The organism is Streptomyces zinciresistens K42 (assembly GCF_000225525.1).
In the GTDB taxonomy this organism is placed as follows: Bacteria; Actinomycetota; Actinomycetes; order Streptomycetales; family Streptomycetaceae; genus Streptomyces; species Streptomyces zinciresistens.
In genome coordinates, this window is record NZ_AGBF01000016.1 from 33,975 (window position 1) to 52,278 (window position 18,304).

The 18,304-nt window shown below is 73.9% G+C and carries 20 protein-coding genes; 11 read left to right on the plus strand and 9 right to left on the minus strand.

Features of this window, described 5'->3' with window-relative positions:
• Nucleotides 1-62 precede the first annotated feature (62 nt).
• Entirely contained in the window at nucleotides 63-410 is a 348-nt protein-coding gene (locus SZN_RS08170; RefSeq protein WP_244313321.1) for a hypothetical protein, read from the plus strand.
• Between the two features lie 146 nt (nucleotides 411-556).
• On the opposite strand, the gene SZN_RS08175 is transcribed toward SZN_RS08170, so the two are convergent.
• From SZN_RS08175 to SZN_RS08185, 3 genes are all read right to left on the minus strand, one after another.
• The gene (locus SZN_RS08175) at nucleotides 557-850 is read right to left on the minus strand and encodes a hypothetical protein (RefSeq protein ID WP_007493217.1); all 294 of its coding nucleotides are present in this window, start codon (nucleotides 848-850) and stop codon (nucleotides 557-559) included.
• A gap of 253 nt (nucleotides 851-1,103) precedes the next feature.
• Nucleotides 1,104-1,397 (minus strand): hypothetical protein, encoded by a 294-nt coding sequence (locus SZN_RS08180; RefSeq protein WP_007493218.1) that lies wholly within the window; start codon nucleotides 1,395-1,397, stop codon nucleotides 1,104-1,106.
• A gap of 223 nt (nucleotides 1,398-1,620) precedes the next feature.
• A complete protein-coding gene (locus SZN_RS08185; RefSeq protein ID WP_007493220.1) occupies nucleotides 1,621-2,118 on the minus strand; it encodes a hypothetical protein in 498 nt (165 codons plus the stop codon).
• A gap of 477 nt (nucleotides 2,119-2,595) precedes the next feature.
• On the opposite strand from SZN_RS08185, the gene SZN_RS08190 reads away from it, so the two are divergent.
• From SZN_RS08190 to SZN_RS08215, 6 genes are all read left to right on the plus strand, one after another.
• Nucleotides 2,596-3,366: a hypothetical protein gene (locus SZN_RS08190; RefSeq protein WP_007493222.1), complete on the plus strand. Its 771-nt coding sequence runs from the start codon at nucleotides 2,596-2,598 to the stop codon at nucleotides 3,364-3,366.
• A gap of 72 nt (nucleotides 3,367-3,438) precedes the next feature.
• The gene (locus SZN_RS08195) at nucleotides 3,439-3,720 is read left to right on the plus strand and encodes a hypothetical protein (RefSeq protein WP_007493223.1); all 282 of its coding nucleotides are present in this window, start codon (nucleotides 3,439-3,441) and stop codon (nucleotides 3,718-3,720) included.
• Nucleotides 3,721-3,902: 182 nt separating this feature from the next.
• On the plus strand, nucleotides 3,903-5,213 hold the full coding sequence (locus tag SZN_RS08200; RefSeq protein WP_007493225.1) for a WS/DGAT domain-containing protein: 1,311 nt from the start codon (nucleotides 3,903-3,905) through the stop codon (nucleotides 5,211-5,213).
• Nucleotides 5,214-5,239: 26 nt separating this feature from the next.
• Entirely contained in the window at nucleotides 5,240-5,521 is a 282-nt protein-coding gene (locus SZN_RS08205) for an acyl carrier protein (RefSeq protein ID WP_007493228.1), read from the plus strand.
• Nucleotides 5,518-6,738, plus strand: a complete 1,221-nt coding sequence (locus SZN_RS08210) for a beta-ketoacyl-[acyl-carrier-protein] synthase family protein (RefSeq protein ID WP_007493229.1) — start codon at nucleotides 5,518-5,520, stop codon at nucleotides 6,736-6,738. The genes SZN_RS08205 and SZN_RS08210 overlap by 4 nt, the downstream gene beginning before the upstream one ends.
• A 54-nt stretch (nucleotides 6,739-6,792) precedes the next feature.
• Complete coding sequence (locus SZN_RS08215) at nucleotides 6,793-8,061, plus strand: wax ester/triacylglycerol synthase domain-containing protein (protein ID WP_007493231.1); 1,269 nt, start codon at nucleotides 6,793-6,795, stop codon at nucleotides 8,059-8,061.
• 16 nt (nucleotides 8,062-8,077) lie between these two features.
• Here the strand turns inward: SZN_RS08215 and SZN_RS08220 are convergent, their stop codons facing one another.
• Nucleotides 8,078-8,560: a GNAT family N-acetyltransferase gene (locus SZN_RS08220; protein ID WP_007493233.1), complete on the minus strand. Its 483-nt coding sequence runs from the start codon at nucleotides 8,558-8,560 to the stop codon at nucleotides 8,078-8,080.
• 143 nt (nucleotides 8,561-8,703) lie between these two features.
• On the opposite strand from SZN_RS08220, the gene SZN_RS08225 reads away from it, so the two are divergent.
• Nucleotides 8,704-10,110: an NAD(P)/FAD-dependent oxidoreductase gene (locus SZN_RS08225; protein ID WP_007493236.1), complete on the plus strand. Its 1,407-nt coding sequence runs from the start codon at nucleotides 8,704-8,706 to the stop codon at nucleotides 10,108-10,110.
• A gap of 100 nt (nucleotides 10,111-10,210) precedes the next feature.
• Here SZN_RS08225 and SZN_RS08230 read toward each other — a convergent pair whose 3' ends face one another.
• Entirely contained in the window at nucleotides 10,211-11,707 is a 1,497-nt protein-coding gene (locus SZN_RS08230) for an MFS transporter (RefSeq protein ID WP_078508493.1), read from the minus strand.
• Nucleotides 11,708-11,854: 147 nt separating this feature from the next.
• Here SZN_RS08230 and SZN_RS08235 point away from each other — a divergent pair, with 147 nt between their 5' ends.
• Nucleotides 11,855-12,550, plus strand: a complete 696-nt coding sequence (locus SZN_RS08235) for a pentapeptide repeat-containing protein (RefSeq protein WP_050815030.1) — start codon at nucleotides 11,855-11,857, stop codon at nucleotides 12,548-12,550.
• Between the two features lie 83 nt (nucleotides 12,551-12,633).
• Here the strand turns inward: SZN_RS08235 and SZN_RS08240 are convergent, their stop codons facing one another.
• The gene (locus SZN_RS08240; RefSeq protein ID WP_043729285.1) at nucleotides 12,634-13,134 is read right to left on the minus strand and encodes a hypothetical protein; all 501 of its coding nucleotides are present in this window, start codon (nucleotides 13,132-13,134) and stop codon (nucleotides 12,634-12,636) included.
• Here SZN_RS08240 and SZN_RS08245 point away from each other — a divergent pair.
• Nucleotides 13,124-14,635 carry a M1 family metallopeptidase gene (locus SZN_RS08245; protein ID WP_425274421.1) on the plus strand — a complete coding sequence of 504 codons (1,512 nt, stop codon included), beginning with the start codon at nucleotides 13,124-13,126 and terminating at the stop codon, nucleotides 14,633-14,635. The two genes, SZN_RS08240 and SZN_RS08245, sit on opposite strands and share 11 nt — an antisense overlap.
• A 321-nt stretch (nucleotides 14,636-14,956) precedes the next feature.
• Here the strand turns inward: SZN_RS08245 and SZN_RS08250 are convergent, their stop codons facing one another.
• Together SZN_RS08250 and SZN_RS08255 are read right to left on the minus strand one after the other, a co-directional pair.
• Entirely contained in the window at nucleotides 14,957-15,925 is a 969-nt protein-coding gene (locus tag SZN_RS08250) for a bifunctional GNAT family N-acetyltransferase/NUDIX hydrolase (protein ID WP_007493245.1), read from the minus strand.
• A 130-nt stretch (nucleotides 15,926-16,055) separates the two neighbouring features.
• Complete coding sequence (locus tag SZN_RS08255; RefSeq protein WP_007493247.1) at nucleotides 16,056-16,631, minus strand: TerD family protein; 576 nt, start codon at nucleotides 16,629-16,631, stop codon at nucleotides 16,056-16,058.
• Nucleotides 16,632-16,801: 170 nt separating this feature from the next.
• Between SZN_RS08255 and arfB the strand changes: the two genes are divergently transcribed.
• Nucleotides 16,802-17,239: an alternative ribosome rescue aminoacyl-tRNA hydrolase ArfB gene (gene arfB / locus SZN_RS08260; protein ID WP_007493249.1), complete on the plus strand. Its 438-nt coding sequence runs from the start codon at nucleotides 16,802-16,804 to the stop codon at nucleotides 17,237-17,239.
• Nucleotides 17,240-17,430: 191 nt separating this feature from the next.
• Here arfB and SZN_RS08265 read toward each other — a convergent pair whose 3' ends face one another.
• The gene (locus tag SZN_RS08265) at nucleotides 17,431-18,000 is read right to left on the minus strand and encodes a flavin reductase family protein (RefSeq protein ID WP_086021351.1); all 570 of its coding nucleotides are present in this window, start codon (nucleotides 17,998-18,000) and stop codon (nucleotides 17,431-17,433) included.
• Nucleotides 18,001-18,304: the final 304 nt, after the last annotated feature.

Genomic DNA, 18,304 nt, shown 5'->3' on the forward strand with positions numbered 1-18,304 from the left:
AAACGCGTAAGGCGACGGGTTTCGTGTCCTGACCCTCCCCTACGCGAAAAGGAAAGCAGCACATGAACGGTCGACAGAGGATGGCAACCGTCTCGGGGCTCGTCGGAGCCCTCGCGGTGATCTGCGGCGGTGCCGCGCCCGCGTACGCGGACGACACCAAGGGCGCCTGCACGATCTCCGACCAGGGCGACATCATCTGCGTCAAGAAGAGCGAGGTCGTGCGCAAGGACAAGGACGCCGGCTACGTGGTCCGCCAGAAGCAGGACTGCTCGACGACCGAGCGGCCCCGCTTCATCCTGCCGAACACGCAGGCGGCGAGCGACGGGAAGACCCAGTCCGGTCCGTCGGTGGAGTGCAACAACCGGGCCGAGCTGCCCAAGGGTGTGAAGCTCCCCAAGTTCAAGTTCTGACGCACGAACGGTGAATGCCGGACCGGGTGACTGCTCCCGGTTCGGCATTCACCGTTTCGTGGCGCCGCGCGGGCCGGCCTCGACGGCCGCCGACGGCAGGTGCCCCGGCCGGGGGCCGGGGCACCTGGGGGAGGGCTTCCCCTAGGTCACTTGCCGAAGGCGCTGTTGCTGCAGCCCATCGAGGAACCGAGGCCGGTCTCCTGCGAGCCCGGGTTGCCCTCGCCGTTCAGCAGGTTGCCGCCCAGGCCGTTGGCGATGCCGACCTGGCCCAGGATGTCGACGTTGGCGTCGTGCGAGCGGCAGTTGCTGCTCTGCAGAACGCTCAGGCTGCTGCCCGTCTGACCGTAGTCGCCCTCGCCGGCGGTCGCGGTGCCGGCGGTGAGGATTCCGACGCTCCCGAGAGCGGCGACCATGACGGCGGCCTTGCGGAGCTTGTGCATGTTCATCTCCGGTGGAGTGGAGGGGTTTCGGTCCGTGGCGAACCGAGTTCGTACGGTTACAGAGGCTAATAGGAAATATCCCTGAGCAATGGACGGCACGCCCGAATTCGGAAAAGTCTCACCGCGTTGGCCGATCTTTCGGAAATGGTGTGCCGGTGCGAGTGAATTCGGCGCAGAAAGAAGTCCCGGTGCCGAGCTCGCGGCTCGGCACCGGGACTGAGTCCCGCTCAGGTCGGCTGTCCGACCGCCGGTCTCAGAAGGCGCTGTTGTTGCAGCCCATGGTCGAACCGAGGCTCGTGCTCTGCGCGCCCGGGTCGCCCTCGCCGTTGAGCGCGCTGCCCAGCAGGCCGTTGAGGACGCCGACCTGGCCGAGGACGTCCAGGTTCAGGTCGTGCGACTTGCAGTTCGAGCTCTGCAGGACGCTGTACTTGTCGCCGCCCTTGCCGCCCTGGCCGCCGTCGCCGTGCGCGGTGGCCGTGCCGGCGCCCAGGAGGCCGACGGTGCCGATGGCGACGGCCACGACCGCGGCCTTGCGAAGCTTGTGCATGTCATCTCCGGTGGAGTGAGGTGGGGTGCGATCCGTGAGAGATCGACTTCGTACAGTTACCGGAGATTAATAAGAAGTATCCAGATATGTCCCGTAGGCACGCCGAGATGTGCGGCCTCCTCGCGGAAGCACCCGGACGTCGCATCGCACCCGCTGATCCAGTGCTGTGACCAGCGCGGCCTTCGGCCCGCGGACCCGGCGAGGAGCGCGCGCCGCGCCGCCGCTAGCGCGTGGAGCGGGCGGTGGAGAGCGAGTTGGCCTGGCTGTTGGCCTGGCCGCAGTCGACGCCCTTGGTCTCGGCGGCGGCCAGGACGGCGACCGGCACGGCGGCGTTGAGCAGGCTCTGCGGGCTGCACTCCTGGTACGGGCGGAACAGGTTGGCCTGCTGGACCGGTCCCGAGGCCGCAGGGGCGGCGGCGGGCTGCTGGGACAGCTGGGGGCTGAGCTTCGGGTTCAGCTGGGGGTTGACCTGCGGGCTGACGTCGGCGCCGCGCTGGGCCTGGGGGGCGGGCGCCTGCCGCTGTGTCCGCGGGACGTTGGAGGACTGCGCGGTCGCCTGCGCGTTGGTCCAGGAGGCGGCCTGGGCGTCCTGCTGCGGGGCGGCGGGTGCGCCGCCGCCGTATCCGGCGGGCATGTCTCCGGCGACGCTGGGGCCGGCTCCGATGGCCGACAGACCACTGGCTGCCGCTACGACGAGCGCGACCTGGTGAAGCTTGCGCATGGAAATCGGCCCTTCATTGACCTGTGCATGGAATGTGCGGAAATTCGGCTGCGACGGACGATCGCTCCGACCCTGTGCGGGCAACGAGATCGCGGCGGACGCGGTCACGTGCCGCGCGGTCCCCTCACCCGTATGCCGCAGGGTGTAAATCATCAACGATGAGAAGTGCCCGATGAAACGGGGTTTTCCGCGGCTTTGAAAGTCCGCAGAACCTTTTATCGGACCGCGGCAATGGGGTGAACGGAATTAAGGATCCCGTGACCTGTGCGGGGGGAAGTCGTTGCCATCCGTGAGGGCAGTGATCGGATGGCGGAGACGGGAAACGGGATCCGCTGCCGACTCCGGCGTGAAGTCCACATGACAGCTCAGGCATTACCCCTGTAAGGGCGCGGTACGAATATCAGACTGAGCGCACGCACGACTGCACTGAAATGCAACGGTTTTCCCCGTACAGGTAATGAAGGGCCGAGGGTTTCCATGCGCAAGCTTCACAAGGCCGCGCTCGTCGTGGCGGCAGCAGGCGGTCTGACCGCCATCGGCGCCGGCGTGAGCGAGGCAGCCGAGTATCCCGCCGGGTACAGCGGCCCCGCCGCCCCGGCGCCCGCCCCCGGGTACCCGGCTCCGCAGTACCAGGCGCCGGCGCCCGCGCCGCAGTACCAGCAGGCCCCGCAGTACCAGGCTCCCGCGCCGGCCCCGCAGTACCAGCAGGCTCCGCAGTACCAGGCCCCGGCGCCCGCCCCGCAGTACCAGCAGGTCCCGCAGTACGCGCCCGCGCCGGCCCCCCAGTACCAGGCTCCTCCGCAGATGACGGCGTCGGCCCGGTCCGCGGGGACCGCCCAGGCGAGCGTTCCGCAGTACCAGCAGGCGCCGCAGTACCAGGCCCCGGCGCCCGCCCCGCAGCAGCAGAGCGGCTACGCCTCCGCCTCCGCCACGTCCGGCGGCTTCGCGCAGGCATCCAACGCCCCGCAGGCCGCCCCCCAGGCGCCGCAGGTCGTGCCCCAGGTGACCCCGCAGGCCGCCCCCCAGGTCATGCCGCAGGTCGCGCCGCAGGTCTCCGCGCCGCAGGTCTTCAGCCCGGAGCCCGCGCCGCGTGTCGCGCCCCAGGTGAACCCGCAGGTGAACCCCGAGGTGAACCCGCTGATCAACCCGCTGATCTCGCCGGCCAGCGCCCCGCAGGTGCCCGGCCTGGGGCTCGGGCAGGTCGCCGCGCCTCCGGTGGGCCAGCTCGGCCTGCCCCGGCTCGGCTGAGGCCGTCCGCGCGCTTCCGCGCCCGAGTCGATCCGCCGCACCCCCCCCAACAGCTCGACCAACGGAGAAGAAATGCGCAAGCTCCACAAGGCCGCCCTCGTCGGCGCCGTCCTCGGCAGTGTCGGTTCCCTCGGCATGGGCACCGCCTTCGCCCACGGTGAGGCGGCGGCCCACGACGTCGACGTCACGCAGGGCATCGAGTGCCGTTCGCACGACATGAACATCGACGTCCTCGGCAACCTCGGCGCTCTCAACGGCGCCCTGGCCAACGCGCTCAACGGCGAGGGCTCGCCGGGCTCCCAGCCCAGCAACCTCGGCTCGGACATGGGCTGCAACAGCTCGGCGCTCAAGTAGCCGCCCACGGCGTTCCGTTCCACGCCCGCTCCGTCACGGGGCGGGCGTCGGACTGCCGTCCGGCCCCTCCGGGAGCGGGACGGACCGTGTGGCGACGCTCGGTCGATGAGGCGTGACTCTACGTGTATGGTGATCTCGTCGGCTCACGAGGCTGGACGGAACGGACGGCGAGGAGTGGTCCCTTGGGCAAGTCGGCCTTGCTGAAGATCCCCCGCAGCAGACTGTCCTACGCCGACGAGATGCTGCTGCTCAACGGCTGCCCCGGCGTCATCGCCCTCGCGGCGGTCTTCTCCGGCGAGCCGCCCGCGACGGACCTCGTGCGGGCGCGGGTCGCCGAGCGCTGGTCGGGCCTGGAGCGGCTGAGCCGCGTACTGGAGCGGCCCGCGAGCGGCCACGGTGCCGCGCGGCGGCTGCCGTTCGGCCCGCGCGCCGCCCGCTGGACCCTGCCCGGCCCGTTCGACGCCGCCGCCCATGTGTCCGTGGTCCGCGGCGGCCTCGACGACCTGCTGGCACGCAGTGTGGACCGGCCGCTTCCCGACGGGACGCCCCCCTGGCGGCTGTTCGTCGTCCCGGACGCCGGGCACGGCGGCGACTTCGCGCTGGTCCTCGTGGCACAGCACACGCTGCTGGACGGCCGTTCCCTCGCGACGCTGATGCGCCGGCTCACGGACGGCCCCGCCACCGCGCGGGAGTCCGCGCGGCCGGCCCCCGCGGTGCGCGGCGGGCTGCGCGAGGCGGGCCGGGAACTGCGGACGCTGACCGCCACCGGACAGTCCGTACCGCTGCGTTCGCCCGGCGAGGCGTGCGCGTCGGTACATGTGCGCGAACTCCCCGCGCGGACCGTCCGTTCCGCGCGGCGGCAACCCGCGGACGGCCGGGGGGCGACGCTCAACGAGCTGCTGGTGGGCGCCGTCGCAGGGGCGCTGCGCGCCGAGTTCGGGCCGGTGGAGCGGTGGCGCTCGCGGACCGAGCCCGTCTACACGGCCGTACCGTGCGATCTGCGCACCGGCGCGAACACCGCGGAACTGGGCAACACCGTCACGGTCGTTCGGGTGCCGCTGCCCGTGGACGTGACGGGGCCCGTCGCCCGGCTGCGGGCCTGCCAGGCCGCGATGGCCACGGTCCCCGAGCGGGCCGCCGTCCACGCCGGTGTGCTGTTTCCCGCTGCAGAAGCGGTTCGCCGCACCGGGCCGTGGGTGACCCGGCTGCTCACCGACCGGGGCCGCCACACCTGTTTCTCGGCGACCGCGACCACGGCCATGAAGTGGCCCGGCGGAACAGGCGCCTTCGAGGGGCGCCCGCTGGTGCGCACGGTGGGACTGCCGCCGCTCCAGCGTCCGGGCACGGCCAGCTTCGCCCTGGCACAGGTGGGGGACGCGTTCACGCTCACCGTGGTGTGCCACCTGCGCCCGGACGACGCCGGACGGCTCGCCGACGCGGTCGTCACGGAGTTCGAGACATGGGCCCGCACGGCGACGCCGTCGGTTCCCTGACGGCACCACGAGATGGAGGCAGTTGCATGGAAGCGGAACACGGCGACGTATGGGAAGCGCTGCGCCCCCTGTGCGCGCAGGTGATGTCGGTGCCGGCGGAGGCGGTGGTGCCGCAGGCCCGGCTGGTCGCCGATCTCGGGGCGGACAGCCTGGACATCACCGAACTGGAGGCCGCGTCGGAGGAGTTGTTCGGCGTGGTCCTGCGGGGCACCGACAAGACCCGGGTGTCCACCGTGGGTGATGTCGCCGACCTGATCGTGCGCCTGCGCGCCGGTGCTCCCGACGTCCCCAGCCCGCTCGTCCGGTGACCGGCCGGCACGCGGTCGCCGTCACCGGCCTGGGCGTTCGCTGCGCGGCCGGGGCCAGCCCCGAGGCGCTGTGGGAGAGCCTGCTGCACGGCCGTTCGGCGATCACCGCGCACACCTTCGACGACGAGGGCGCCGTCGTCCACCCCGCCGCCCCGATGCGCGACTTCGACCCCGCCGGGTACCTGGCGCCCAAGGAGCTGCGGCGGGCGGACCGGTCGGTGCAGCTCGCCGTGTGCGCCGCCCTGGACGCGGCCGAGGACGCGGGCGGCCTCCAGGTCCCCGGCGCCCGGCGGGCGGTGGTCACCGGCACCGGCTACGGCGGCGTGATCAGCCAGGAGAACGGCATCGGGCACCCCGACGTGCTGTACGCGCCCCGGCTGATGAACAACGCCGGCGCGTACTGGATCAGCAGCAGGCTCGGTGTCACCGGCCCGAGTCTGACGGTCTCCACCGCCTGCGCCTCCGGTACGCACGCGGTGGGCGAGGCGATGCAGATGATCCGCGCGGGCTGCGCCGACGTCGTCGTCGCCGGCGGCCACGACAGCCCGCTGACGGCGACGACCGCGCTGGCCTTCGGACGGGCCGGCGCGATGGTCACCGCCCGCGAGGACGCCGCGTACGCGTCCCGGCCCTTCGACGCCGCGCGGCGCGGGTTCGTGCTCGCCGAGGGCGCCGCCTTCCTGGTGCTGGAGCGGCTGGACCTGGCCCGCGCGCGCGGCGCCCGCATCCACGCGACGCTCACCGGCTACGGCCGCACCTCCGACGCCTTCCACCTCACGGCCCCCCATCCGGACGGGGCCGGTGCGCGGGCGTGCATGGAACAGGCGCTCGCGGACGCAGGGACCACCGCCGACGCCGTCACCCACGTCAACGCGCACGGCACCGGCACCGAGCTCAACGACCTGGCCGAGGCGCGCGCGATCACGGCGCTGTTCGGACCGGCCGGGGTGCCGGTGACCGCGCCCAAGGCGGTGACCGGGCACGGACTGGGGCTGGCGGGCGCGCTGGAGGCCGTCATCACCGCCCTGTCGGTACGCGAGGGGCTCGCGCCGCCGACGGCGCATCTGACCCGGCTCGACCCGCGCTGCGAGCTGGACGTGGTCACGGGCGAGGCGCGCAAGATCTCCGACGGGCCGGTGCTCAGCAACAGCTTCGCCTTCGGAGGACACAACGCCTGTGTCGTCCTGGACTCACCGGACGCCCGGCCGGCCGGCTGAGCGGCGGCGGGACGGGGCGGCAGGCGGGGATCTGGGAACGGAAGGCTGGGGAAGATGAGGCTGACGGCCATCGAGGAAGGGCACCTGCGCAACGGGCTGCCGGGGACGATCGGCATCGCCGCGCTGTTCCCCGGCGGCGGAGCGCCGTTCGACCTGGCCCGTGTGCGGTCCCGGGTCCGGGAGCGATGGGGCGGCCTGGACCGGATGAGCCTCGTCCTCGCACCGCCCGCCGGGCCGGCCGCGCTGCGGGGGCACCGGTGGACGCCGCGGCCGTTCGACCCCGTCGCGCACGTCACCGCCACCGACCGGCCGCTGCACGCCCTGCTGGCCGACGGCGTCGCGCACGCGCTGCCCGACGACCGGCCCCTGTGGCGGCTGCTGGTGGCGCGCGACGCCACCGCGGCCGGTGAGTGCGCCGTCGTCCTGCTCGCCCACCACGCGCTGCTGGACGGCCGCTCCCTGGACACCCTCTTCCGGATGCTGATGGACGACGCCGCGCCGCCGCGTCCGCCGTCACCGGCCGCTGCCGTGCCGCCCCGCCCGCCCGTCCGACTCGCCACCGTGGGACGCGAGCTGCGCCGCATCGGCGCCTCCGGCCGGCCGCTGCCCGCCTCCGCCGCCGGCGAGCGGCGGCCCTCGGTGGCGGTGGTGCCGCTGGACCCGCAGGTGATGCGGCAGGCCCGCAGACAGCCGGCCGGCGGGCGCGGCGCCACCCTCAACGAGCTGCTGCTGAGCGCGTACGCCGGTGCCCTGCGCGCCTGCCACGGGCCGCTGTCCGCCTGGCCGGCCGCGGGCGCCCCGCTGTTCGCCACCGTGCCCGTCGATCTGCGCGAGCGCCGGGACGGGCAGCGACTCGGCAACGGCGTCACCGCGCTGCGCGTCCCGCTGCCGGTCGACCTCGACTCGCCGGTGGCGCGGCTGCGGGCCTGCCAGGAGGAGGTGGCCGGGTTCGAGCACCGCTGCGCCGCGCACCGGGCGATCCTCCCGCCGCTGCTCGCGACCGCGCGCCGGCTCCCGTGGCTGGCCGACGTGATGGCCCGGCGGCTGGCCCGCCCCGAGCTCACCACCAGCCTGTGCACGGCGTTCAAGTGGCGCGACGGCGCCGCCCGGCTGCACGGGCGCGGGCTGGCGCGGATCGTGCCGCTGCCGCAGCTCGCCCCGCCGGGCACGGCGAACCTGTGCCTGGTGCACTCGGCCGACACGTACACCCTCACCGTGGTGAGCCACCTGCGGCCCGCCGACGCGGAGTCGATCGGCGAGGCCGTCGCCGGGCAACTGGCGGAGCTGGCCGCGTGCGGGGCGCCGGCGGTGCGGGCGGGGTAGGTGCGTTCCGCGGGACTCAGCGGCGTTCGCCGCCGAGGGCCGTGAGGGACTCGTCCGTCAGCCGGTACACCGTCCACTCGTCCTGGGGACGGGCGCCGAGGGACTCGTAGAAGGCGATGGACGGGGTGTTCCAGTTCAGGACGGACCACTCCAGGCGCTGGTAGCCGCGGGCCACGCAGAGCCGGGCCAGCTCGGTGAGCAGGGCCTTGCCGTGGCCGGCGCCGCGGGCGGTGGGGCGGACGTAGAGGTCTTCGAGGTAGATGCCGTGGACCCCGCGCCAGGTCGAGAAGTTCAGGAACCACAGGGCGCAGCCGACGGTCTCGCCGCTGCGGTCGTCGACCGCGACATGGGCGTGGACCGCGGGGTGCTCGCCGAACAGGGCCTCGTGCAGCTGCCCGGGGGTCGCCCTGGCCTCCTCGACGGCCTTCTCGTACTCGGCGAGTTCGCGGATCAGGGCGTGCAGGTCGGGGACGTCGGCCGGGGTGGCGGTGCGAATCATGGTCGCGAGGGTAGGGCCTCGGCCGCGGGGGCGTCGTACGGCCGGGCAGGGCCTCGGCCGCGCGGGGGCGTCGTACGGGCGCCGATCACCTCGTGGGCCGTCCGGGGCTCCCGGAATCGGCGGCCGCGAACTACCGTCCTCGCATGAGCGGATCGGTCAGCGGCACGGTGAACGGCGGCATCTCCTTCTGGTACGCGGACGACGGCCTGCCCGCCGTGCGGGAGCCGCTGGGCGGCGACTCCGCGGCGGACGTGGTGATCGTCGGCGGCGGGTACACGGGACTGTGGACCGCGTACTACCTGAAGAAGGCGGCCCCCTTCCTGCGGATCACCGTGCTGGAGCGGCGGTTCTGCGGCTACGGCGCCTCCGGGCGCAACGGCGGCTGGCTCTACAACGGCGTCGCGGGCCGCGACCGGTACGCGAAGCTGCACGGCCGGGAGGCGGCCGTACGGCTTCAGCGGGCCATGAACGACACCGTCGACGAGGTCATCCGCGTCGCGGACGAGGAGGGCTTCGACGCCGCCGTGCACAAGGGCGGGGTGCTGGAGGTCGCCCGGACCCCCGCGCAGTGGGCGCGGCTGAAGGACTTCCACGCGCACGAGCTGACGTTCGGGGAGAAGGACCGCGAACTGCTCGGCGCCCGGGAGACCGCCGAGCGCATCCGGGTGGCCGACGCGGTCGGGTCGACGTGGACGCCGCACGGCGCGCGGCTGCACCCGGTGAAGCTGGTCAAGGCCCTCGCGGCGGCCGTCGAGGCGCTGGGCGTGACGATCCACGAGCTGACACCGGTGACGGAGATCCGGCCCCAGCACGCGGTCACCCCGTACGGCACCGTGCGCGCGCCCTACGTGCTGCGCTGCACCGAGGGCTTCACGGCCGGGCTCAAGGGCCAGCGCCGGACCTGGCTGCCGATGAACTCGTCGATGATCGCCACCGAGCCGCTGACCGACGCGCAGTGGGCGTCGGTCGGCTGGGCGGGGCGCGAGACGCTGGGCGACATGGCGCACGCCTACATGTACGCGCAGCGCACCGCCGACGGGCGGATCGCGCTGGGCGGGCGCGGGGTGCCGTACCGCTACGGGTCGCGCACCGACAACGACGGGCGCACCCGGCCCGAGACGGTGGAGGCCCTGCGCGAGCTGCTGGTCGCGTTCTTCCCGGCGCTCGCCGGGGTGCGGGTCGAGCACGCCTGGTCCGGGGTGCTGGGCGTGCCGCGCGACTGGTGCGCGACGGTGACGCTGGACCGCTCGACAGGGCTCGGCTGGGCGGGCGGGTACGTCGGCTCGGGCGTCGCCACCGCCCATCTCGCCGCGCGCACGCTGCGGGACCTCGTACAGCTCGACTCCGGGCAGGGCGGGCGCACGGAACTCACCGACCTGCCGTGGGCGGGGCACAAGGTGCGCAAGTGGGAGCCGGAGCCGCTGCGCTGGCTGGGGGTGCACGGGCTGTACGCCGCCTACCGGGCGGCGGACCGGCGCGAGCGCCGCACCAGCGGGGCCGGGTCCTCCCGGCTGGCCCGGATCGCGGACCGGGTCGCCGGGCGGCACTGAGCGCCGGTGCCGGGCGCGGAGCGTGGACGGCCGGTGCCGCGACGGGCCCCTGCCGCGGGGCCCGGACCCCGGTGCCGGGCCGGGCGCCCGCGGGCAGGGCTCAGACCGCGCGTTCCGCGAGCTGCTCCTGGTGCGGTGTCCCGTGCCGGGGTGCCTTCGCCGTCACCATCAGGGCCGCGACCACACCGGCCAGCAGCATGATGGCGGCGGCCCACCAGATCGCGACGGTGTAGCCGTGCACGATCCCCTGCTTGGTCACCAGCTCCCGCTGCGCGGGGTCGGTGAGGTGGGCGGCGATCCAGGCCGTGCTGCTGGTCGTGGCGATCGTGTTGAGCAGGGCCGTACCGATGGAACCGCCCACCTGCTGGGCGGTGTTGACGGTCGCCGAGGTCACTCCGGAGTCCTGCGGGGCCACGCCCGCCGTCGCCGTCGCGAACACCGGCATGAAGATCAGGCCCATGCCGAGGCCGAGCAGGATCAGCGCGGGCAGGATGTCGCCGGAGTACGAGGAGTCCACGGTCAGCCGGGTCAGCAGCACCATGCCGACCGCCGCGAGCAGGGCGCCCGGGGCCATCAGCAGGCGGGGGGCCACCCGGTTCATGAGGCGAGCGGCGATCTGGGTGGAGCCGATGATGATCGCGGCCGTCAGGGGCAGGAAGGCGAGCCCGGTCAGCACCGGCGAGTAGTCGAGGATGACCTGGAGGTAGTAGGTCAGGAACAGGAACAGGCCGAACATCCCGATGACGGCCAGGGCCATGGTCAGGAAGCAGCCGGCCCGGCTGCGGTCCTTGACGATGTGCAGCGGCAGCAGCGGCACGGGTGCCCTGGTCTGCCACCACACGAACGCGGTGAGCAGGGCGATGCCGCCCGCGAAGAGGCCGAGCACCAGGGGGTCGGTCCAGCCGCGCGGTTCGGCCTCGGCGAATCCGTAGACGAGGGCGACCAGGCCGCCGCAGCCGAGCACCGCGCCCGGCACGTCCAGGCGGGCGCCCTCGTGGGTGGGGCTGTCGTGCAGCAGGGCGAGCGCGCCTATCACGGCGATCACCGCGATCGGGACGTTGACGTACAGGCACCAGCGCCAGTCCAGGTACTCGGTGAGCAGACCGCCGACGATGAACCCGATCGCGCTGCCGCTGCCGGCCAGGGCGCCGTAGATGCCGAACGCCTTGCCGCGCTCCTTGGGGTCGCTGAACGTCGTCGTCAGCAGGGACAGCGCGGACGGGGCGAGGACGGCGGCGAAGACGCCCTGGAGGGCGCGGGCGCCGAAGAGCATGCCGGCCGTGGTGGCGGCGCCGCCCAGCGCGGAGGCGGCGGCGAAGCCGACGAGGCCGATGACGAAGGTGCGTTTGCGGCCGACGAGGTCGGCGATCCGGCCGCCGAGCAGCAGCAGCCCGCCGAACGCCAGCGTGTAGGCGGTGATCACCCACTGCCGGTTGCCGTCGGAGATGCCCAGGTCCTCCTGGGCCGAGGGGAGTGCGATGTTCACGATGGTCGCGTCGAGGACGACCATCAGCTGCGCGAGGGCGATGACCACGAGTCCCCACCAGCGGCGGGGATCTGCTTCCCGGGCTGATTCACCCGTTCGGGTGACTGTCATCTCGCCAGAAGACCATGGTTCGGGTCGCGTCGCATCTGGGGCGGACCGGTCCGCCGGGCGGGGCGGCGGCCGGCGGGGCCGGCGGGACGCGCCGCACGGCCGGGCTCGGGCGGGGGGACTGTCAGTGCCGGGGTGCAGCATGGGGGCATGGTGAGGAGAGCGACGGGTGCGGGCGGCGGACCGGGCAGGGGAGCGGTGCGGGCCGCGCGGCGGCCCGGGGTGCGGCTGCCGCCGCTGGACCCCTTCGGCGGCGGCGTCCTGGAACCGGACGGGGACTACGACGGGCTGGAGTTCGGCGAGGAGGATCTGAGCGGTCAGGACGGCGGGGGCGCGCGGTTCATGGACTGCGCGCTCAGGGGCTGCGTCCTGGACGAGACGAGGCTGCGGCACGCCCGTTTCCTCGACTCGGTGCTCACGGCACCCCGGGGGGTGGGCACCGATCTCGCCGAGGCGACCCTGCGGGACGTGGAGCTGACCGACGCCCGGCTGGGCGGGGTGCAGCTGCACGGCGCGGTGCTGGAGCGGGTGGTGATCCGGGGCGGCAAGATCGACTACCTGAATCTGCGCACGGCACGGCTCCGGGACGTCGTCTTCGAGGGGTGCGTCCTGGTCGAGCCGGACTTCGGGGGCGCCCGGCTGGAGCGGGTGGAGTTCGCCGACTGCGCGGTCAGGGGGGCGGACCTGACGGGGGCGAGCCTGACCGACGTCGATCTGCGGGGCGCGGCCCAGCTGGAGATCGTACGGGGGCTGGACCGGCTGGCGGGCGCGGTGATCAGCGCGGCCCAACTGCTCGACCTGGCCCCGGTGCTGGCGGCGCAGTGGGGGATTCGCGTGGAGGGGTGACGAGGGAGGGCGGAGGGGAGGGGGAGGCAGGACAAGGAAGGAGAAGGAAGGAGAAGAAAGGGGGAGGGGAGGGTCCGGGTGGGTCAGCGGGTGCGGGGGAAGCGGGCCTGGAGGGTCCAGACGGCCGGGTTCTCGCCCAGGTCCTCGTGCAGGTCGATCAGGTCGGCGAGCAGGTCGTGCAGGAAGTCGCGGGCCTCGCGGCGCAGGGCGGAGTGGGAGAAGGACAGCGGGGGCTCCTCGGCGGGCATCCAGTCCGCCTCGATGTCCACCCAGCCGAAGCGGCGCTCGAAGAGCATGCGGTCGGTGGACTCGGTGAAGTCCAGTTCGGCGTGCTGGGGGCGGGCGGCCCGGGAGCCGGCCGGGTCGCGGTCCAGTCGTTCGGCGATGTCGCACAGGGCCCAGGCGAAGTCGAGCACCGGCACCCATCCCCAGGCTGTGGACAGTTCGCGGTCCGCCTCGGTGTCGGCGAGGTAGACGTCGCCGCAGAACAGGTCGTGGCGCAGGGCGCGGACGTCCGCGCGGCGGTAGTCCGTCTGCGGGGGGTCCGGGAAGCGGTTGGAGAGGGCGTAGCCGATGTCGAGCACGCTGGGCATGGTGTCACGCGGCCCCGCTCATAGGATCACTGACGTGTTCCGTCGCGCATCCGCCGTCCCGTCCCGCGGCCCGGTCCCGCGGACCCCGCCGGCCGTACGGGGCCTGCGGGCCGCGCTCGGCGTGCTGCTCGTCCTCGGGCCGGCGGCCTGCGGCGGTGTCGACGGCACCCCCGGCGGTTCCGGCCTGCGCGACCCGTACTTCCCCCGGGCCGGCAACGGCGGCTACGACGTCGTCCGCTACGCCCTGGACCTCTCCTACGACCCCGCCGGCCGCCGGCTGTCCGGCACGGCCGCGATCACCGCGCGGGCGCTCAAGGACCTGTCCGCCTTCGACCTCGACCTCAGGGGGATGGACGTCGAGCAGGTCGTCGTCGACGGGCGCCGGGCCCGCTTCAGCCGCAGCGGCCAGGAACTCGTCGTACGCCCGCGCGACGAGCCGGGCCGGGGCCGGACGTTCCGGGTGACCGTCCGCTACTCCGGCGTCCCGGAGACGATCACCGACCCCGACGGCTCGAAGGAGGGCTGGCTCCCGGCCGGCGACGGGGTCCTGGCGCTCGGGGAGCCGGTCGGTTCCATGGCGTGGTTCCCCGGCAACCACCACCCGTCCGACAAGGCGTCGTACGACATCGCCGTGACCGTGCCGCGGGGGCTCCAGGTCGTCTCCAACGGCGAGTTGGCCGAGCGGGCCACGGTGCGGGACGGCCGGGTGCGCTTCCGCTGGCGGACGGCGGAGCCGATGGCCACCTACCTGGCCACCCTCGCCGTCGGCGACTACGCCGTGAGCCGCTCCACCGTCACCACGAAGGAGGGCGGTGAACTGCCCGTGTACTCCGCCGTGGCCCCCTCCCAGTCCGGCCCCGGCCGCCGGGCGCTGGCCCGGCTGCCCGAGGTCGTGCGGTGGGGGGAGGAGAACTTCGGGCCCTACCCCTTCGCCTCCACCGGTGCGATCGTCGCCGACGAGGGCGTCTCCGGCTACGCCCTGGAGACCCAGAACCGGCCCGTCTTCCCCGGCGCCCCCGGCACCGGACTGCTCGTCCACGAACTGGCGCACCAGTGGTTCGGCAACTCCGTGACGCCCGGGAGCTGGCGGGACATGTGGCTCAACGAGGGGTTCGCGACCTACGCCGAGTGGCTGTGGGAGGAGGACCGCGGCGGCGACAGCGCCCAGGAGACCTTCCGGGCCGTGTACGACCGCGGCGACGAGGAGGACGAGGACCTCTGGTCCTTCCCGCCCGCCGAGCCGTCCGGCGCCGGGACCCTCTCGGGCGCGCCCGTCTACCAGCGCGGCGCGATGGTCCTCCACCAGATCCGCCGGACGGTCGGCGACGACGCCTTCCGCGGCATCCTCCGCGGCTGGGCGGCGGCCCGCCGCCACGGCAACGCGACCACCGCCGACTTCACGGCGTACGTGGAGAAGCACGCCCCGCGCGAGGACTTCAGCGAGATCTGGCGCGTCTGGCTCTACGGCGACGGCAAGCCGGGCAAGCCGTGAACCCCGGGGGCGCCCCGCCCTGACCCGCCCCGACCCGCCCCACCCCGACCCGTACCGGCCCGCCCCACCCCCGGCCCGACCCGTACCGGCCCGACCCGTACCGCCCTGCCTCGCCCCGGCCCGCCCCGTACCGCCCCGACCCGCACCGACCCGGCCCGGCGCCGGATGGGCTGCGGCGCCGGTCCCGCGCTGCCCGCGCACGCCTGGCCGGGGGCCGGGCCCGCTCCCGGCCACGCGCTGCCCGCCGCGCCGCCTCTCGGTACCGGTGCGCCCGCCCCGGGGCACCCCCGCATCGTCCGCCCCGCCAAGGCCGGCGTCGGTTCAGGCGTCCTCGTCCGGGTCCCGCTCGGCCAGCAGGCGGGCCAGGTCCGGGGGCCACAACGGCTCCGGGGCGTCGGCCAGTTCGGTGCGGGGCCACCAGCGCCAGGTGAGGATGCCGTCGGCGGCGTGGGCCGCGGCGAGCCCGTCGCCGGTCGGCTCGCGGTGCGGACCGTGGGCGAGGTAGACGTGCTCGTGCTGGCGCACCGGCGTGCCCGTGTGGGTGAAGTCGTGCTCCCAGGTGCACAGCAGGGGGCCCGGTTCCAGGTCCGTCCAGCCGGTCTCCTCGCGCAGTTCGCGCAGGGCGCCCTCGCGGGGGGTCTCCTGCGCCTCCAGCCCTCCGCCGGGCGGCGCCCAGTGGACGCCGACCTCGGAGTTGTCGTAGCGGAACAGGAACACCGAGCCCTCGGGGTCCAGCACGACCACCCGGGCGGCGTGGCGTGGGGTGCGCGGCACCGGGGTCAGCGGCTTGCGCAGGACGGTGCAGGGGCGGTCGCGCTCGCGGTCCCTGCCGTGGCCGATCGTCTCGTAGCCGAGAGCGGTCCAGAAGGCGAGCGCGGCGGGGTCGGTGTCGAGGACCGCGAGGCGCACCGCTGCGCGGCCCTCGGCGCGGAACCGCTCCTCCACCAGGGCGGCCAGCCGTCTGCCGTGGCCCTGGCCCTGTGCGGCGGCGTCGATCATCAGCAGCCCGATCCAGGGGTCGGGGTCGGACGGCTCCGGGTGGCGGCCCAGGGTGATGACGACGCCGATCAGCCGTCCCGCGCTGCGTGCGAGCAGGACGTCCGCCTCCGGCTGCGCCAGTTCGCCGGCCAGTGCGGCCGCCACCTGCTCCGGCCGGACGTCGTCCGGGTCCGGGAAGTCGCCGCTGAGGGCGTGGAAGTCCCGGTGGGAGGCGTACAGGGCGGTGAGCTCGGTGAGCAGCGGGGCCGGGATGCCGTGGTCGGGGCTGCGGGGGAGGGGGTCGAGGATCACACCGGCAAACCTATCGAACGGCGGCCCGAACAGCCGGGTGAGCCGCCGGGGCGGATCGATCCGGGCCGGGGCACGCCGGAGGCCCCCGGCCGCAGCCTGCGCTGCCGGGGGCTCCAGGAGGCGGTGGGCGTCAGACGTTGACGCCGAAGTCCTGGGCGATGCCGACCAGGCCCGAGGCGTAGCCCTGGCCGACGGCGCGGAACTTCCACTCGGCGCCGTTGCGGTAGAGCTCGCCGAAGACCATGGCCGTCTCGGTGGCCGCGTCCTCCGACAGGTCGTAGCGCGCGATCTCGGCGCCGCCGGCCTGGTTCACGATGCGGATGTAGGCGTTGCGGACCTGGCCGAAGTTCTGCGTGCGCGACTCGGCGTCGTAGATCGAGACCGGGAAGACGATCTTGTCGATGTCGGCCGGGAGACCCGCCAGGTTGACGTTGATCGACTCGTCGTCGCCCTCGCCCTCACCCGTGCGGTTGTCGCCGGTGTGGACGATCGTGCTGTCCGGGGTCTGCTTGTTGTTGAAGAAGACGAAGTGGGCGTCCGAGTAGACCCTGCCCTGGTTGTTGACCGCGATCGCCGAGGCGTCGAGGTCGAAGTCCGTGCCGGTGGTGGTGCGGACGTCCCAGCCGAGGCCCACGGTGACGGCGGTCAGGCCCGGAGCCTCCTTGGTGAGCGAGACGTTGCCACCCTTGGACAGGCTTACAGCCATTGTTGGGAGTCCCTTCCCTCGTTGCGGTACGGCTAGAAGCTACAGCTACCCCTATGAACGCGGAGAGGGGTGCCACAGGTTCCAGGTGTCTTTACTTTCTTTACCAAAGAGCACCCGTAGGCCGCACCCGGGCGATATTCGCGTGACGTGGACCGGACAGGCGGGGGACCATGGACGGCATGTCCGGTCCGTATGTCGTGCGCGGCTCCGTCTCCCTGCCCGAGGCCGAGCTCATGTGGCGTTTCTCCAGGTCGAGCGGTCCGGGCGGCCAGCACGTCAACACCACGGACTCGCAGGTCGAGCTGCGGTTCGACCTGGCGGCGACCGAGGCGCTGCCCGAGGTGTGGAAGCGCCGGGCGCTGGAGCGGCTCGCCGGCCGCCTGGCCGACGGCGTGATCGCCGTGCGCGCCTCCGAGCACCGCTCCCAGTGGCGCAACCGGGAGACCGCCGCGGTCCGGCTGGCCGCGCTCCTGGCCGAGGCGACCGCGCCGCCGCCCAGGCCGCGCCGGGCGACCCGCGTCCCGCGCGGGATCAACGAGCGGCGGCTGAGGGAGAAGAAGCAGCGCTCGCAGACCAAGCGGGGGCGCTCGGGCCGGGACTGGGGCTGACCGGCCCCGCCCCCTCCTCGCGCCCGGCGCCCTCTCCGCCGCGCCCCGGCGTGAACTCCGGCGCCCGCCGCCCCCTCCTCGCGCCCGGCGCCCTCTCCGCCGCGCCCCGGCGTGAACTCCGGCGCCCGCCGCCCCCTCCTCGCGCCCGGCGCCCTCTCCCGTGCGTGCGGGAGCCCCACCCGCGGGCGTACTCACCTCAGATGCCGGTAACGCCCCCGGAAATACGTCAGCGGCCCGCCCTCCGCGCTCGGCAGCGAGGCGGCCAGGACGCGGCCGATCACCAGGGTGTGGTCGCCCGCCGCCACCCGCCGCTCGGTACGGCACTCCAGCGTCGCGAGGGCGCCGCCCACCAGCGGGGCGCCGCTCTCGGTCCCGCGCGTGTAGGGGATGTCGGCGAACAGCAGCCGGTCGCTGAGGCGGCCCTTCATGGCGAAGCGGCCCGCGATGTGCCGCTGGCTCTCGGCGAGGACCGACACCGCCCACAGCGGCTGCTCGTCGAGGAGGTCGTCCATGCGCGAGCCCTCCCGCAGGCTGACCAGCACCAACGGCGGGTCCAGCGACACCGACACGAACGCCGTGGCCGTCATGCCGACGTCCTCGCCGGCGGGGGCGTGCGGGTCGTCGGGGTCCAGCGGCGGCTCCAGCGCGGTCACCAGGACCACACCGGCGGCCAGCCGCGACATCGCGGCACGGAACTCGTCGTTGCTCACCCCCTCAGCATGCCGGGCACCGCCGAGGGAGGCGGGGAGGACGGCGGTCACGGGCGCAGCGGGGGAGGAAGACTTCGGCACGCCGGAAACGCTAATCTCCCTCCCGCGCGCGGCACATCGGGCCTGCGCCCGAGAACGGACCTAGGACTCGCGACGTACCGTGGCCCGGAGGGCGGGCGGTTTCTCCACGCGAGCCGCACGGTCGCGTTCGGTAAAAGCACAGGAAAAACGCAGAAAAGTCGCTCAATTGCTCATGTTTTGCTGTGACTTGAGTCACAAGAGCCAATAATTGTTGACCCTGTGTACCGAGTGGGCAGCGCGCTGTGATTCAGTGGCGTAGACCCAGCAAGGACGA